The 15371-nt window shown below is 69.2% G+C and carries 15 protein-coding genes; 3 read left to right on the forward strand and 12 right to left on the reverse strand.

Features of this window, described 5'->3' with window-relative positions; genetic code table 11:
- Positions 1-11: 11 nt before the first annotated feature.
- Genes OHA10_RS35190 through OHA10_RS35205 form a run of 4 tightly spaced genes read right to left on the reverse strand, consistent with a single transcriptional unit; the run spans position 12 to position 5371 of the window.
- Positions 12-1283, reverse strand: coding sequence for a glycoside hydrolase family 125 protein (locus OHA10_RS35190; RefSeq protein ID WP_371403106.1), 1272 nt, complete (start codon positions 1281-1283; stop codon positions 12-14).
- 8 nt (positions 1284-1291) lie between these two features.
- Positions 1292-2533: an ROK family transcriptional regulator gene (locus OHA10_RS35195; RefSeq protein WP_371403107.1), complete on the reverse strand. Its 1242-nt coding sequence runs from the start codon at positions 2531-2533 to the stop codon at positions 1292-1294.
- 13 nt (positions 2534-2546) lie between these two features.
- Positions 2547-4127: a hypothetical protein gene (locus tag OHA10_RS35200; RefSeq protein ID WP_371403108.1), complete on the reverse strand. Its 1581-nt coding sequence runs from the start codon at positions 4125-4127 to the stop codon at positions 2547-2549.
- Positions 4128-4165: 38 nt separating this feature from the next.
- Positions 4166-5371, reverse strand: a complete 1206-nt coding sequence (locus OHA10_RS35205; RefSeq protein ID WP_371403109.1) for a cysteine desulfurase-like protein — start codon at positions 5369-5371, stop codon at positions 4166-4168.
- 100 nt (positions 5372-5471) lie between these two features.
- On the opposite strand from OHA10_RS35205, the gene OHA10_RS35210 reads away from it, so the two are divergent.
- Positions 5472-6428 (forward strand): DMT family transporter, encoded by a 957-nt coding sequence (locus tag OHA10_RS35210; protein ID WP_371403110.1) that lies wholly within the window; start codon positions 5472-5474, stop codon positions 6426-6428.
- A gap of 113 nt (positions 6429-6541) precedes the next feature.
- Here OHA10_RS35210 and OHA10_RS35215 read toward each other — a convergent pair whose 3' ends face one another.
- The 5 genes from OHA10_RS35215 to OHA10_RS35235 all read right to left on the reverse strand — a co-directional run bounded on the left by OHA10_RS35215 (position 6542) and on the right by OHA10_RS35235 (position 10917).
- A complete protein-coding gene (locus tag OHA10_RS35215) occupies positions 6542-7537 on the reverse strand; it encodes a DMT family transporter (protein ID WP_371403111.1) in 996 nt (331 codons plus the stop codon).
- 48 nt (positions 7538-7585) lie between these two features.
- The gene (locus tag OHA10_RS35220) at positions 7586-8986 is read right to left on the reverse strand and encodes an RsmB/NOP family class I SAM-dependent RNA methyltransferase (RefSeq protein WP_371403112.1); all 1401 of its coding nucleotides are present in this window, start codon (positions 8984-8986) and stop codon (positions 7586-7588) included.
- Positions 8983-9915, reverse strand: coding sequence for a methionyl-tRNA formyltransferase (fmt, locus tag OHA10_RS35225; protein ID WP_371403113.1), 933 nt, complete (start codon positions 9913-9915; stop codon positions 8983-8985). Before fmt ends, OHA10_RS35220 begins: the two co-directional genes overlap by 4 nt.
- Entirely contained in the window at positions 9912-10460 is a 549-nt protein-coding gene (gene def, locus OHA10_RS35230; protein WP_371403114.1) for a peptide deformylase, read from the reverse strand. The genes fmt and def overlap by 4 nt, the downstream gene beginning before the upstream one ends.
- Positions 10461-10698: 238 nt before the next feature.
- Positions 10699-10917: a hypothetical protein gene (locus OHA10_RS35235; RefSeq protein ID WP_371403115.1), complete on the reverse strand. Its 219-nt coding sequence runs from the start codon at positions 10915-10917 to the stop codon at positions 10699-10701.
- A 4-nt stretch (positions 10918-10921) separates the two neighbouring features.
- Between OHA10_RS35235 and OHA10_RS35240 the strand changes: the two genes are divergently transcribed.
- A complete protein-coding gene (locus OHA10_RS35240) occupies positions 10922-12037 on the forward strand; it encodes a C39 family peptidase (RefSeq protein ID WP_371403116.1) in 1116 nt (371 codons plus the stop codon).
- Positions 12038-13165 (forward strand): hypothetical protein, encoded by a 1128-nt coding sequence (locus OHA10_RS35245; protein WP_371403117.1) that lies wholly within the window; start codon positions 12038-12040, stop codon positions 13163-13165.
- Here OHA10_RS35245 and OHA10_RS35250 read toward each other — a convergent pair whose 3' ends face one another.
- Genes OHA10_RS35250 through OHA10_RS35260 form a run of 3 tightly spaced genes read right to left on the reverse strand, consistent with a single transcriptional unit; the run spans position 13166 to position 15306 of the window.
- Positions 13166-13708, reverse strand: coding sequence for a DUF1707 domain-containing protein (locus OHA10_RS35250; RefSeq protein ID WP_371403118.1), 543 nt, complete (start codon positions 13706-13708; stop codon positions 13166-13168).
- A gap of 18 nt (positions 13709-13726) precedes the next feature.
- Entirely contained in the window at positions 13727-14335 is a 609-nt protein-coding gene (locus OHA10_RS35255) for an HAD family hydrolase (protein WP_371403119.1), read from the reverse strand.
- A complete protein-coding gene (locus tag OHA10_RS35260) occupies positions 14332-15306 on the reverse strand; it encodes an Lrp/AsnC family transcriptional regulator (RefSeq protein WP_371403120.1) in 975 nt (324 codons plus the stop codon). The genes OHA10_RS35255 and OHA10_RS35260 overlap by 4 nt, the downstream gene beginning before the upstream one ends.
- Between the last annotated feature and the right edge of the window lie 65 nt (positions 15307-15371).

Raw genomic sequence — 15371 nt, forward strand, 5'->3', positions numbered from 1 at the left:
TTCGCCGCTAGCTAGCTTTTGATGCCGGCGTGGACCAGGGCTAGCTCGCAGAACATGGCGTTGGCCCAGGAGAACCATTCGCGGGTGTACTGGGTGGGGTCGTCCACGTTGAAGCCTTCGTGCATCTGGCCGGTGCCGCCGGTGGTGTCGCGGAGGAGTTCGAGGAGTTGCTGGCGTTCCTCGGCGGATGTGCTGGAGATCCCCTGCACCGCAAGGGCGATGTGCCAGATGTAGCGCGGCGGCGTATGCGGACTCCCGATCCCGGAAGCGTGCGTCCCGCTGTAGTAATACGGGTTCTCCGGGCTGAGCAACAGCCGACGAGTCGCCAGGTACGTCGGATCGTCCGCCGCCGCATACCCCGTCAGCGGGATCGACAGCAGACTGGGCATGTTCGCGTCGTCCATCAGCAACGTCTCCCCCAGCCCGTCGACCTCGTACGCGTACACCTGCCCATGCACCGGATGCTCGACAGTGCCGTGCGAGGAGATGCCCTCGTCGATGTCCGCCTTGAGCGCCTTCGCCCGATCGGCCAACTCCGGGTCACGCAGTACTTCGGTAGCGATCTCCTCCAGATACCCGAGCACCACCGACGCGAACATGTTGCCCGGCACGTTGAACCCAAGCTCCGTCGCATCATCACTCGGCCGGAACGCGCTCCACGACATCCCCGTCGGCCGCGTCAGCCGCCCACGCCCCTCGCGCACCAGAGTGTCCGACGGCCGGTCGTCCAGTCGCTGGAAGCGGTACGGCGATCTCGCCTCATGGTCCTGCTCCACCGTCCACAGCTCGACGATCGCCTCAGCCGCCGCACGGAACCGCTGGTCGATCACATCCGCCCGACCGGTGATCCGCCACAGCCGGTACGCCAACTCGAGTGGGAAGCACAGCGAGTCGATCTCGTACTTGCGTTCCCACACCCACGGCGACATCTCCGTCTCGTCGGTGACGTGCCCCGCCCCGTTCGCCGACTTGTTGAAGGCGTTCGCGTACGGGTCCAGTACGACGTACTCCAACTGCCGGTGCAGCACCCCGATCAGCGTCTGCTGCAGACCCGGATCGTCCTTGCACAGCAGCAAATACGGGCGCATCTGCGCCGCGGAGTCGCGCAGCCACATCGCCGGGATGTCGCCGGTGAGCACGAACGTCGTCCCGTCGGGCAACGGCTCGGCGACCGCAGGCAGGTTCCCGGCCATCGAGCGCCGGAACATCTCCGCGATCACCTCGTCGCCGGTCGCCTGCTGAACAGCCGCAACGGCTCGGGCGAGGACCTCGGGGTCGATCATCAACACAATCACCTTTCAGCGGCAACGGCACTGCTCTGCAACAACAAGGACGGGTTTGGTGAGAATGTCTGGTCGAGGACCAGACTGGCGGCGCCGATCGCGCCGACGTCGGTGCCGAGCGCAGTACCGGCGACCTCGAACGGATGGACGGCGCGCACCAGGAACCGGCCGTCCAAGGCATCGCGTACGGCGTCACCGAGTACCGGCGCGAGCTGCTCCCAGTGCGGGCCACCGAAGACGACCCGCTCCAGATCGAGCAGGTTCGCGACGTCCTCGACCACCTTGGCGATCCGCCCGGCGAGAGCAACGATGATCTCCCGGGCAACACCAGGACCGTCCGCGGCCGACGCACACAACTGGGCGAACGCGGCGTCCACCGCCGGCCGATCCTCGATATCGATGCCTTTGGCAAGTACTCCGGCCTCGACCGCCTGCCGCACCAGGTACCGCGGCTGACTGGTCTCGCCGACGCACCCCCGCCGCCCGCAATAGCAGACAGGCCCGTCGGGATCGACGATCACGTGACCGATCTCGCCGACGTTGCTGGACGAACCGCGGACGATCTCGTCACCGATCACCAGCCCCGCGCCGACACCCGTGCCGAGGTAGAAGAACAGGAAACTGCCGCCCTGCCCGGCCCATCTCTCGGCAGACGCGGCCGCGGTCACGTCCTTGTCCAGGACGATCGGCAGACCGGTCCGCTCCCGCAGCTCGTCGCGCAGCGGGACCAGGTGCCACGCAGACAGGTTCGGCGGATCGACGACCACACCGCGCTCGACGTCGATCGGCCCGGGAGCGGCGATGCCCACGCCGGTGACGCGATCGCGCGGTGCGCCGGATGCGGCGATCACATCCTCGATCGTCTTCGCGATGCCGTCGATGAGTACGCCGGGATCGTCGGCGTACTCATCGACCGGCCGCCGCGCAACCACCTCGCCGGTGAGATCGAGCAGTACGACGGTGACCACGGCCGGGTCGAGATGCACGCCGACGGCGTACTGGCCGGTGGGCTCGAGCTCGAGCAGCGTCCGCGGCTTGCCGAGACCGGCGCCGCGCAGCCGACCGGCCTCCCGGACGAGTCCGGCGTCGAGAAGCCGGCGGGCGATGTTGGAGATCGCCTGCCCGGACAGCCCGGTGACTTCGGCGAGCTCGACGCGGCTGAGCTGGTCGCTACGGCGGATCGCATCGAGTACGACGGCATCGTTGAAGCCGCCGACCCGATCGAGGTTCGTGCCCCGCCGTACGCTCACAAAGGCCCCCAGGTCAGTTGGCGGTCGGGTCCGCACCCCACGGACGAGACCAGTCGTAGTGGAGGAACTCGTCACCCGCCCGCCAGGCGTTGGGTGTGGTGTTCACCAGCCAGTCGATCGGCTCGATCGCCTTGCTCTCAGCCACGGCACCACCACTGAGCGCCAAATGTATACCGTTCCGCAACGCACGGTCGGACCGCTCGGTGCGGGCTGCTGGATCGATCGACAGGAACAGCGCCGTACCGGACCGGGCGACCAGGTCGAGGAACCGCTCGTTCAGCTCCCACGGCGTCTGCGGCGTGCACGGGACGCAGTCCGCGTCGACGGCGAAGAACCGGTTGTGCTGCGGCAGCCGGAACGCGAGCGTGTTGACCCCCATCTTCCGGGTCCGCTCCCAGTCCCGCCCGGACGTGTCGTCACCGGTCCGCTGTACGTCGACCAGCCCGGCGGCGAGATGGCCGACGGTGTTGCAGCCGATCACGACGACGTCCTCCGCCGCGGACCGGATCTCCCGGTAGAACGCGAGGATGATCTCGGCGGTCGTCCGCGACGTGTCCTGCAATTGCCAGCCGCCGCGCGTCAACCGCGATCCCATCGCGGGTCCGAAGGCGCCGAAGACGTCGTAGGTGCTGAAGTCGTGCTTCACGAGTTCGAAGCCCCAGGACCGAAAGCGCTCGAGGTCGGCTCGCACTCCGTCCAGGACCTCGGGGTACGACGGATCGAGCGCGCGCCCGGGCTTGTCATGAGGGCCTGTCGACGCCCACCGACCCGGCTCGCGGACGAGGAGCGGGCGGAACCAGATACCCGGTCGGGCGCCGATCGCCTTGATCGCGGCCGCCGTACCGGCCATGTCGTCGAACACACCCGGGATCCCACGGTCCCAGGGGCCGCCGGAGCAGACACCGCCCGGGTACCAGCCGTCGTCGACGACGCTGAACGGTTTGACCGGGTGACCGTCGGCGAGTTCGACGATCGTGGTCGCGTCCTGGAGGACGGCCTTCTCGTCGAAGTTCTCGCCGTACGCGTAATACCAGTTGTTGGCCCCGACCACCGGCGCGGGCTCAGGTCGCGCCGGTAGTCGGGTGCTCATGGTGGCGACCCCTGCGTTCAGGGTCTGCCAAGGGGTGCCGCTGTCCTTGAATAGTCGCACGGTCGCCGCAGTGAGCGTCCGGCCCCTCAAGTGTGCCGGACCGCCCCCGTTGCGGAGGTCGAGCCACAGCGTGAAGCCGTCGCCGTCGACCGTCCAGGAGCAGAACGCACTCGGCTGGACGTCCACGCCGGCGCCGGTCGTGCTGCCGGTCTGCGGGTCGTGAACGAGGAAGTACCAGGGCAGCAGGCGCTCGGGTTGGATGTGGCGCCACTGCAGGTCGCCGTACGAACGCTCCCAGGCGTCGCCGAGGATCAGCGCGTCGGCAGGGAGTCGCTCGGTCCAGCGCAGCGCGACGCGGGAGATCGTCGTCGCGGTGACCTCGACAGCCCCGTCGTTCCAGGTGACCTCTGCACCGGCGGCGGACCAGGTCGAGCCTGATCCGACCGCGGTGGTCAACCGGTCCGAGAGATCCGACTGGACGAAAACAGCACTCGGTTCTCTCACCAGGCTCCCTCGGGGCGGATTTACTTTCCCCAGAGACTTTAGTTAGTGCCTCTCGGGCCGGTCAAGGCGGCTACCGCGGTGACGAGACGGTCGACATCCGACTGGTCCGTGTACGGCGCGAGGCCCGCGCGAACCGCTCCGGTCGGGCCGAGGCCGAGCACGCGGGCAGGCTCGTACGCGTAGAACGAGCCGGCCGGAGCGTTGACGCCGGCCTTCGCGAGGTGCTCGGAGACGGCTGCCGGGCTGTGACCCTCGAGGGTGAAGAGCAGAGTCGGCGTCCGGTTCGCGGCGTGGCCGTAGAGGGTGGCGCCGGGGATCGCCGCGAGGCGCGACTCGAGGTCGTCCCGGAGGCTGTCCTCGTACTCCTCGACCAGTTGGAGAGAGCTGACAAGCCGCTCCCGACGGGTCGAGCCGGACCCGCCGAGGCCGGCCAGGAAGTCGACGGCCGCGGTCGTGCCGGCCAGCAGTTCGTACGGCAGCGTGCCGAACTCGAAGCGCTCCGGTACGACGTTCGACGACGGCATGAGCTTGTCGGGCTTCAGCGTCTCGAGCAGCTCCGGCGCGGCGGTCAGCGCCCCGAGGTGCGGCCCGAAGAACTTGTACGGCGAGCAGACGTAGAAATCGGCGTACGTCGCGTCGACCGGCGCGTGAGCGGTCAGGTGCACGCCGTCGACGTAGATCAGTGCGCCGGCCTCGTGGACCTGGTCGGCCAGCTTGCGCGTGTCCGGTCGCGTGCCGAGCAGGTTCGAGGCACCGGTGACCGCGACCAGGCGGGTGCGATCGGTGAGGAGCGGCGCCAGGTCGTCGAGCTCGGAGGTCGCGATGTCGAATCCGAGCCACTTGATCGTGGCACCGGCTGCCTCGGCGGCCTGCACCCAGGGGCGGACGTTCGCGTCGTGGTCGAGACGAGTGACGATCACCTCATCGCCCTCGGACCAGTTCTTCGCGAGCGTGCGCGAGAAGTCGTAGGTCAGCTGGGTCATGCTGCGGCCGAAGACGATGCCCTCGGCAGTGGTGCCGAGCAGGTCGGCCATCGCGGCGCGGGCGCCGACGACGACCTCGTCGGCGCGACGCTCGGCGGCCGTGAGTTGGCCGCGGTTCGCGAGCGCCGAGGTCATCGTTCTCGAGACCGCGTCGGCGACGACCTGCGGCGTCTGCGAGCCGCCCGGGCCGTCGAAATGCGCCGCCCCCTCGTCGAGTGCGGGGAACTGCTTCCGGACCGCCACCACATCGAAGGCACACATGAGCGTCATCCTCGCTCACTCCTGACATCCGCCGCTACCACGTGCCCGAATGCGGATAAAAATCTCCGGAATGTCGGTGACGTGGTGCAGGATGTCAGGAGTGAGTACCGTAACGACTCCTGACAAGGCTCCGGTCCGGGCCTGGCTCCCCGTCATGCTGGCCCTGGCCGCGATCTGGGGCTGCAGCTTCCTGTTCATCTCGGTCGGCGTGCGGGAGCTGCCGCCGCTCTACCTGGCGCTCGGCCGGGTGATCGCGGGCTCCGTCGTACTGCTCGCGATCCTGGTCGTGAAGCGCGAGCCGCTGCCGCGTGATCCGCGGATCTGGGCGCATTCGTTCGTCGCCGGCGCGATCGGATCGGCGATCCCGTGGACCCTGTTCGGGTACGGCGAGGAGCGGATCCCGTCCCTGCTGGCCGGCATCTGGAACGGCATCACCCCGTTGATCGTGCTGCCGATCGCCGTGCTGATCTTCCGGACCGAGGTGTTCTCGGCGCAGCGCGGGCTCGGGCTGCTGATCGGGTTCACCGGGATGCTCGTGGTGCTCGGCGCGTGGCGGGTGGACAGCGGCGCCGACCTGGTCGGGCAGGGGCTGTGCATGCTCGCGGCGGTGTTCTACGGGCTCGCGATCCCTTACCAGAAGAAGTTCCTGGCCGGGACGACATTGTCCGGTACTGCGCTGTCGGCAACGTTGTTGCTGTGCGCAACCGTACAGCTGGCGATCGTCGCGCCGCTGGTCACCCGGCAGGCGCCGCCCGCCCCGTGGTCGTTGTCGGTCGAGGTTGTGCTGAGCGTCATCGCCCTCGGCGCGCTCGGCAGCGGGCTCGCGTTCGTCCTGAACATGCGCAACATCCGCCTGATCGGCGCGAGCCGCTCGTCGATGGTCACATACCTGATGCCGGTCTTCTCGATCCTCGTCGGCGTGATCGTGCTGCACGAGCACATCACCTGGTACCAGCCGGTCGGCGGCCTCATCGTCCTGCTGGGAGTAGCGGTCTCGCAGGGCGTCCTGACCTCGCTCCGCCAGAAGCCCGTCGTCGCGGCCCAGGCGACCATCTGAGCGGCGGATCTGGGCCACTGACCAACCTCCACCCGCGGCCGGTAGCGGTCGCCGGCTGAGCGTGAGTCGCGCAGACAACGGCCGGTTGGTCAGTGACGCAGATCCGGGTTCGGTCAGGCGTGGCGGCGAAGGTTGGGCACGGCTGCGACCGCGACCGCGGCGAGCGCGAGCAGCGTCCCCGAAACGACCGGCGCCGTGACCGGTTTGTCGGCGACGGGAACGAAGATGTCGATGAACAGGCTTGCGATCAGCTGACCGGCGATCGTACCCAGGCCGAGCACGAAGACGCCGACGACGCGGACCACGGCGGCCGCGGCGCTGATGAAGATCACGCCGCAAGCGCCGCCGAAGTACAGCCAGGGTTCGCTCGGGAGGTGCCGTGGTGCGCCGCGGAGTGCGAGGTCGACCAGGAAGACGATCAGCAGCGCGACGAATCCCACCAGGAAATTGACCACACCGGCGGCGACCGCGCCGTACCCACCGGTGGAGGCGGTCCGCGCGACCCGTCCGTTGATCGCCTGCTGTACGGCGGTCCCGACGCCACCGAGCGCGGGCAGGATCGCGAGGAGCAGGCCGTCGGGGTGACTCACCTGCTCCGACACCGCGAGGCCGACGGCGACGAGGGCGATCATCGCGCCGACGATCCGGATCGTGGTGAGCGGCTGCGGGCCGGCCGGGCCGAAGCCGAGGCGGTCGACGACCAGACTGCTGATCGCCTGCCCGGCCACACCGGCCACCAGGAAGACCGCGACGCCGATCACGGAGACGGTGATCGACTGCGTGGCGACGAGGAACGCGCCCGCGAGTCCACCGAGACATTGCCACCAGCGCAAACCGCCGTACCCGCGCATCGGCGTCCGGATCGTGCGCCAGACGTTGCCGAGTGCGCGCCGGACCGGCGGCACCACGGCCGTCGCGACCAACAGGATCAGCAGCCCGGTGCCGAACGAGATCAGCGCGGCCGGGATCCCGTCGCCGAGGATGCCGCCGAGCTCGCCGTTCAACCGCGACTGCACCGCGACCAGCATGCCGATCCCGAACGCCGAGACCAACCCGACAACGTGGTGCTGCCGGGTCGAAGCGGCGGGAGGCGCGGCGGTTGTTGTCACCTCACCATCATGACCGTCCGGCCTATAGCGCCTGACAGCAGGTCCGAATTATGACCGGCGGATGAGCGCCAGGTACATCGCGTCGGTGCCGTGCAGATGCGGCCAGAGCTGGACATCGGGCCCGTCGCCCAGATCCGGTACGCCGGGGAACAGCGGGCGGGCGTCTTCGAGCGACGCGTCGTCGCGGCGACCCAGGACGGCGTCGACGACCGCGCGGGTCTCATCGGGATGCGGCGAGCAGGTGACGTACGCGACCACGCCGCCCGGACGGACCGAGGTGATCGCGGAGTCGAGCAGGGCCTCTTGGAGCGGGCGCAGTTCGACGACGTCTTCCGGCGTACGACGCCAGCGGGCCTCGGGCCGACGCCGCAGCGCACCGAGGCCGCTGCAGGGGACGTCAGCCAGCACGCGGTCGAAGGAGCCGGCCGGCCAGGTCGGCTTGGTCCCGTCTCCCACGAGGACCTTGTGGTTGCCGGGGATCGCCCGCAGGTTGGCGCGGACCAGCTCGGCCCGGTGCTTGAGCGGCTCCACCGCGGTCAGCTGGCCATCCTGCACCAGGGCCGCGAGCAGGGCCGACTTCCCACCTGGTCCGGCGCAGAGGTCCAGCCAGTTGGCGTCGTCTCCGTCAACCTTCGCGGATGCCAGCGCGACCGCCACCAGCTGCGACCCTTCGTCCTGCACGCCGGCGCGTCCGGTGGCGACCGCTTCGATCCGCCCCGGATCACCTCCGCCCTCGAGCACAGCGCCGTACGGCGACCATCGCGCGGGCGTCGCACCGGCCGCGACCAGCTCGTCCACCGTCGCCAGCCCGGGCCGCACCGCCAGCGTCACCCGCGGCGGCTCGTTGTCGGCGAAAAGCAGACGCTCCAGCTCGATCGCCTCATCACCCGGCGGGGCAGCACCCGGGCCGCTGGTGAGGGCGCGGTCGAACGCCTCGACCACCCAGCGGGGGTGGGCTTCGGCGATTGCCAAGTAGCCGAGCGGGTCGTCCTTCGGGGCGACCGTCTCGACCCACTGATCCAGCGAGCGTTGGCTGATCTTGCGGAGTACGGCGTTGACGATGCCGGTGCGCTTCTGGCCGAGCTCCGCACGGGTGAGGGTGACCATCTCGTTGACCGCGGCGTACGAGTCGACTCGCATATTGAGCAGCTGGTGGGCGCCGAGGCGGAGGAGGTCGAGGAGTTCAGGGTCGAGGTCTGCCAGTGGGCGGGAGACGCTGCGAGCGAGGAACGCGTCGTACGTGCCCTGCCAGCGCAGCGTTCCGTGGACGAGCTCGGTGCAGAAGGCGGCGTCCCGACCCGACAGGCGTGCGTCGCGGAGCGCCTTGTTGAGGGCGAGGTTCGCGTACGCGCCCTCTGCCGTCACCTGCCGGATGACCTGGAACGCGACCACCCGCACCCGATCCGGCCGGACCTGCGGCGCGCGATTACGAGGCGAACGATCGCTCACGCGGGGGGACCCAGCCGATCGTCATCAGTCAGGCGGATACCGCGGGCCCAGTCGGCGGCGGCCATCGGCTTCTTGCCCTGCGGCTGGACCGTGACCAGCTCGACCGCGCGGCTCCCGGTGCCGACCTTCACGGTCGACTTGGTCGCCTGCAGCTCGCCCGGCTTCAGTTCCTCGTCGGTCAGCCGGACGGCGAGCACCTTGAGCCGCTCGCCACGGAACGTCGTCCACGCCCCCGGTGCCGGGTTGCACCCACGCACCAGCCGATCCACCCGCTGCGCCGGCGCGGTCAGATCCAGCTCCGCGTCCTCGACCGTGATCTTCGGCGCGAGCGTCACACCGTCGGCCGGCTGCTCGCGAGCCTCCAGCACACCGGCCTCGATCCCGTCCAGCGTGTCGACCAGGAGCTTCGAACCCGACACGGCCAGCCGGTGCAACAGATCGCCCGAAGTGTCCGACGGGCCGATCGGCTCGGTCAGTACGCCGAACACCGGCCCCGCGTCGAGGGCCTTCACGATCCGGAACGTGCTCGCCCCGGTGACGTCGTCGCCGGCGATGATCGAGTGCTGCACCGGCGCGGCCCCACGCCACGCGGGCAGCACCGAGAAGTGCAGGTTGATCCAGCCGTGCCGCGGGATGTCGAGCGCGGCCTGCGGCAGCAGACCGCCGTACGCGACGACCGGGCAGCAGTCCGGCGCGATCTCCCGCATCCGCTCCAGGAACGCCGGGTCGCTCGGCTTCACCGGCTTCAGGATCTCGACCCCGCCGAGCTCCTCGGCGTACTGCGCGACCGGTGAGGCGACCAGCTTCCGCCCGCGGCCGGCCGGTGCGTCCGGGCGGGTGACGACGCCGACGAGTTCGTGGCGGCTGGCAACGATCGCCTCGAGTGCGGTGACAGCTGGTTCCGGCGTACCGGCAAAGACGACTCTCACAGGCCAAAACCATTCGTCGGGTGGGGTGAGACCTTGATCTGCGGCGGACCGGCCAGGCCGGACCACTCGGCTTCGCGGATCGCCTTCATCGCCTGCTTGCGGGTCTCCCGGTCGAGGCGGTCGACGAACAGGATGCCGTCCAGGTGGTCGGTCTCGTGCTGGATGCAGCGAGCGAGCAGATCCGAGCCCTCGATCACCACAGGGTCGCCGTACATGTTGAAGCCCTTGGCGATCACCGACTGGGCCCGGCGGCAGTCGAAGGTCAGGCCGGGGATCGACAGGCAGCCCTCGGGGCCGAACTGGTCGTCGGCCGACAGCGACAGTTCGGGGTTGATCAGGTGCCCGAGCTCGCCCTCGACGTGGTACGTGAACACCCGCAGACCGACCCCGATCTGCGGCGCGGCCAGGCCGGATCCGGGCGCGTCCTGCATGGTGTCGGTGAGGTCCGCGACCAGGCGGCGCAGCTCGGCGTCGAAGTCGACGACCGGCTCGGCCTTGGTGATCAGCACAGGGTCGCCGAACAGGCGGATGGGTTGGACCGACACAGACTCTCCACACGGGTTCCACGGAGCAGGACCGGGCAAGTCTAGTTGGCGCGCGGAGTGGATTCAGGGTGGGAGGCCCCTCCCGTTTGTTGCCACAAGCACGTACTGTGGTCCCAGGCGTACCCTCAGTCACTGCCGTCACACGCCGCTCGGGAGACCCAATGCTCACTGCAGCACGGGGGGCAACTCTGATCCTCCTGGGTGCACTGCTTGCGCAGGCACCCCTCACTGCCCAGGCCTACCAACCGCGCGAGCCCGAGTACTCCGGGCCGCCGTCCACCGCGCCGTCCACCGCGACACCCACCGTCGCGCCCACCGCGGCGCCCACCTCTGCTCCTACGTCAGCTCCGACCTCAGCTCCGACCTCAGCTCCGACCGAGGAGCCCGGAGCGACGCCGACGAGTGCCGGTACGCCGGTCGCGGAGCCGGCGGCGCGGTCGTGGAGTGAGGTGGTCAAGCAGGTGACGGAGACGTCGCCGGGCGATCTGCAGGTGCGGTCCGCGGACAAGGCCGAGCAGGCCGAATCCATGCTCCGGTGCTTCAAGCTCGAGACCGAGAACTACTGCCTCGGCCTCGGCTTCGTCGACAAGCTCCCGACGGGCGCACAGCTGGAGTCGTTGGTGAGCCCACCGACCCTGCGCGCGGCGGATGAGGCCGGAGTCGAGCAGGACATCCCAACCGGCGATCTCACCCCGGCCGATTTCGTCGCCCAACGCGCGGCGATGCCGAAGAGCGCCCGTGTCAGCGCCGAACTGGACGAGATGCAGGCGGCCTGGAACGGCCGCGAGAAGGCCCGCGAGTTGCGCGAGCTCGTCCAAGCCAACACACCCCCGGTGAACCCGCAGGAGCCTGGCAGCTCGTCTGCGGCGAGCCAGGAGGAGGCGGGGGATCAGGCGAGCCGCGAATCGGCGGCGCCGGCTCCGACCACGACTGCAACGCCGACTGTGGTGCCCACACGGACCGCTCCCACGGTGGCGCCGTCCAAGCCGGTGCCGACGGCGCCGACCACGCCGGCTGCTCCGGTGAAGACGCCGGCTTCGGCGTACATCATGAAGGGGTTCCAGACCTCGCAGGAGAAGGGTTACTGGTGTGGGCCGGCGACGTTCCAGTCGATCGACTGGGCCGACGACAACCAGAAGGACACCCAGGCGTCCTGGGCCAAGGACCTCGGCTCGACCACCGGCGGTACAGCGATCTCGGCGATGGTGAAGCAGACCAACGTGAAGACCGCCTGGCCGAAGTCCGCCGGCACGTACATCGTGCAGAACGTCTCGGACTGGAACGCGCAGACCTTCTTCGCCGTCCACCAGAAGCACCTCGGCGTCTACAAGGCCCCGGTGATCGAGCACGTGCAGCTGCTCAAGCGGTACTTCCCGTACCTCGCCTTCAACCACAGCGGGCACTACCAGGTCGGGCGCGGCTACGACAAGGCGAACGGCACGATCGCGATCTTCGAGGTGTTCAACGAGCGCCGGTTCAACAGCCGCGGCAACGTCACCGACGGCCCGCGGAACATCCCGGCGAGCGCCCTGTTCAACGCCACCCTGGCCAACTCCTTCAAGAACATCGGGTTGTAGATGCGTCGTCGTACGGTTGCCGCAGGCACCCTTCTCGTCCTGCTCCTGGCCGGCTGCTCCACCACCACGAAGGACGCCGGGCCCACACCCACGCCAACACCCACGCCGAAACCGTCGGTCACCCCAACAAGGCCGACGGACAGCGGTACGGCGATCCCGGTCTGGGCGAACGTCCTGCGGCAACCGGTCGACGGCCAGCACCTCGTCACCCAGCAACACAAGTACGTCGTGACCCGCGGAAGCGACGAGGCCGGTACGACGACGATCACCGACCGCGCCAGCAAGAAGGCCGTCGTCCGCCACGTCCCCGCGACCGGTTTCGTGGCCCAGTCCCCGGTCGTCATCGACGACCATTGGGCCCTGATCGAGGACATCCGCTCCGACGGCCCCGACCCGCAGATCAAAGTCGTCCGCTATGACCTCACCACTGGTAAGGCCGCGCCACTCGCCGGAGTCCCGCCGGTCTCCGAACCCGAGATCGGCGCGTACGACGGCACCTTCGCCTACAGCTCCACCGACGCGAAGAACCGCTCCTGCCTGATCGTCACCGACCTGGCCACCCTCAAGTCCCGCGCCGTCACCTGTGTCGCCGCCCCCGGGTACGTCGCAGACCCGGTCGTTTCCGCCGACACCGTCACCTTCAGCGAGATCATCGCCCCCGAGACCGCACGCCGGTGTAAACGCATCCTGTCCGCTCCCCTGTCCCAGGGCGCGGCGAAACCGGTGCCCGCAGCAACCAACTGCATCCAGTGGAGCGGCGCGACGATCGGCGGCGCGACGATCTGGTCCGAGGTCGCGGCCACGGACCCCGACCAGTACCAGAGCAAGGCATACGTCCGCGAGGCCGGCGACTCCCCCGCCCGCCCGCTCGGCACCGTCGTCACCGACACGATCCTTGCCTGCGGCAACTGGATCCTCTGGGAGGTCCGAACCGTCAGCCCTACCGGCGAGGAGACCTACCAGATCAACCGCTGGCGCCCCGGTCTCGCCAAGCCGCAACGCATGTACGCCGCGAGGCCCGGCGTCGCGCTCACCCCGATGACGTGTCAGGACAACACGGTGTACGTCGAAGCGGCGTACCTCGCGAGCACCCCGACCTACACGGAAACGATCTCGGCAGCAGTCTGATCACCAGCGCGCGTGCCGGATCCGCACCTTGCCGAACCCGACCGCGCCGGTGATCCGGATCCGCGGACCGGAGCCGGTGGACCCGCGCGGCGGCTTGTACTGCGAGTCTTTCCAGGCGGTGTGCAGACCCTCGAGCTCGACGACCGCGTTGCGCGGCACCCGGATCTTCGCCCCGCCGGTGCCGAGCTTGAGCTCGATGTCGACCTCCGGGTGCTCGAAGATCGCCCGGGTCAGATCGAGCCGGACCCGGCCGAACGCGGAGTGCACCTTCAGCTTCCGCGGGACCCGCCAGACGCCGGCGCGGCTGATCCGCCCGGCCGCCGCGCCGATGGTCGCGGAGCGGCCGGGGTCCGGCGCCGGCAGCGATGCCAGAGCCCGCTGCAGGTCCTGACGAGTCCGGGCGCTGAGCACCTGGTGCAGCCGGTCGTCCATCTCCTCGTGCGTCAGGATCCCGTCCGTATAGGCCTCTTGCACGCGTCGCACAGCGGTGTCGCGGTCCACGTCCCCGATGGCGGGTGAGCGGTCTCCTGGCACGGACGTCACTCAACCACTGTAGTACCGCTAGAGCGCCACACCGCGGGCCTGGAGTTGCGCACGGAGGTCGGCCGCACCGGTGAAGACCTCGGCGTCCAGACCGACCGCGCGAGCAGCGTCGACGTTGTACGCCATGTCGTCGGTGTAGAAGGTACGCGCCGGGTCCAGACCGAAGCGGTCGATCAGGATCCGGTAGATCTTCTCGCCAGGCTTGGCCGTCTGCTCGACGCCCGACACGATCTCGCCGTCGAACTGTGTGAGGATCGGGAATGCGTCCTTGGCCACCTCCCACTTCTCACCGGAGAAGTTCGTCAACGCGTACGTCGGCAGGCCCAGCGCCTTGATCTCGGTGAGCACCGCGGCGGCGTCCTCGAACACGCCCTTGACCATCTTCAGCCAGCCGGTGTCGTACGCCGCGATCCACTCGGCATGCTCCGGGTGCAGGCTCGTCAGCTCCGCGACCGCCTCGGCCCACGTGCGGCCCTCGTCCTGCTTGTGGTTCCAGGCCGGCGTGGCCACGTTGGTCAGGAAGTGCGACCGCTGCTCCTCGTCCGGGATCAGGTCGGCGTAGAGGTAGTTGGGGCTCCAGTCCAACAGCACCCCGCCGATGTCGAACACCACCGCGTCGATCGTCATGTCCGCAACCCTACGAGACTCGACGAGAACGGCGCCGCGGCCTTCACCGTACGGAGCACCGGGACGGTCTCGATGGCGGTGATGTGCTCGATGGCTCCGACGCGTTCGGTCAGGTAGGTGTGCAGTGCGTCGGGGCTGGCACAGAGCGCCTGGGTGACGAGATTCGTCCGCCCGGTGGTCGCCGCGACGAAGCCGAGCTCGTCGTGCTCGGCCAACGCCCGGCCGACCGCGTCGAGATGCGCGGGCGGAACGGACAGCCACAACATCGCGCTGGTCGTGAAGCCGAGTGCGGTCGGATCGACGTCGACATCGAAGTAGACCGCGCCGGTCTGGTGCAGCTCGTCGAGCCGGCGCGCGACGGTCGCCGTCGACCAGCCCGTGCGTACGGCGAGATCCGCGTGCGTCGCGCGACCGTCTTCGCCGAGCGCGGTCAGCAACTTCGCGTCGCCCTCGCCGAGCGGCCTGACCGGTCCTGGATCAGTTGGCGTTGCGATGAAGGCTGCCTCCTGTGCCGGCGTCAGGCTCTTGGCCCGACCACGCCAGGCGGTCGGACCGCCGACGTACATGTGCAACAGGTACTGCGCCGAGACCGATGTGATGCCGGTTGTCCGCGGGAGATCGTTGAGCAGCAACGCGCTGCCGTCGGTCGGGGTGCTGTTGACGATCGACACGATCTCGGTCCCGCCCGCGGCGAACTTGATCCAGCTGGTGTCCGGGCGGCGGGCGAGCGCGGCGGCGAGATCCTGCGCCACCTGCGGAGTCGCGGTGAGGCGAACCAGCCACAACGCCCGCCCGGCCGTCAGCGGATCCGGCAGGCCGATCACGCGCAGCCCGGCCTCGGCCCGCAGCCGGTTGAAGCGGCGCGCCACCGTCTGGGTCGAGACGCCGAGCACCTCCCCGACCCGGCTGTACGGCGCTCGTCCGTCGAGCTGCAGCGCGTGGATCAGGGCCCGGTCGATCTCATCCAGCATGTGAAGATTCTCGTTCAGAATGTCCAGGAATGGAAGATTCATGCATATTTCAGAGCACGTGTGGA

The organism is Kribbella sp. NBC_00662, assembly GCF_041430295.1.
Lineage (GTDB): Bacteria > Actinomycetota > Actinomycetes > Propionibacteriales > Kribbellaceae > Kribbella.

Excerpts from the sequence above, each read along its gene's own strand:
- OHA10_RS35190 (WP_371403106.1), bottom strand. The coding sequence starts at position 1,283 with ATGATCGACCCCGAGGTCCTCGCCCGAGCCGTTGCGGCTGTTCAGCAG.
- OHA10_RS35205 (WP_371403109.1), bottom strand. The coding sequence starts at position 5,371 with ATGTGTGCCTTCGATGTGGTGGCGGTCCGGAAGCAGTTCCCCGCACTC.
- OHA10_RS35245 (WP_371403117.1), top strand. The coding sequence starts at position 12,038 with ATGCGTCGTCGTACGGTTGCCGCAGGCACCCTTCTCGTCCTGCTCCTG.
- OHA10_RS35255 (WP_371403119.1), bottom strand. The coding sequence starts at position 14,335 with ATGACGATCGACGCGGTGGTGTTCGACATCGGCGGGGTGCTGTTGGAC.
- OHA10_RS35260 (WP_371403120.1), bottom strand. The coding sequence starts at position 15,306 with ATGCTGGATGAGATCGACCGGGCCCTGATCCACGCGCTGCAGCTCGAC.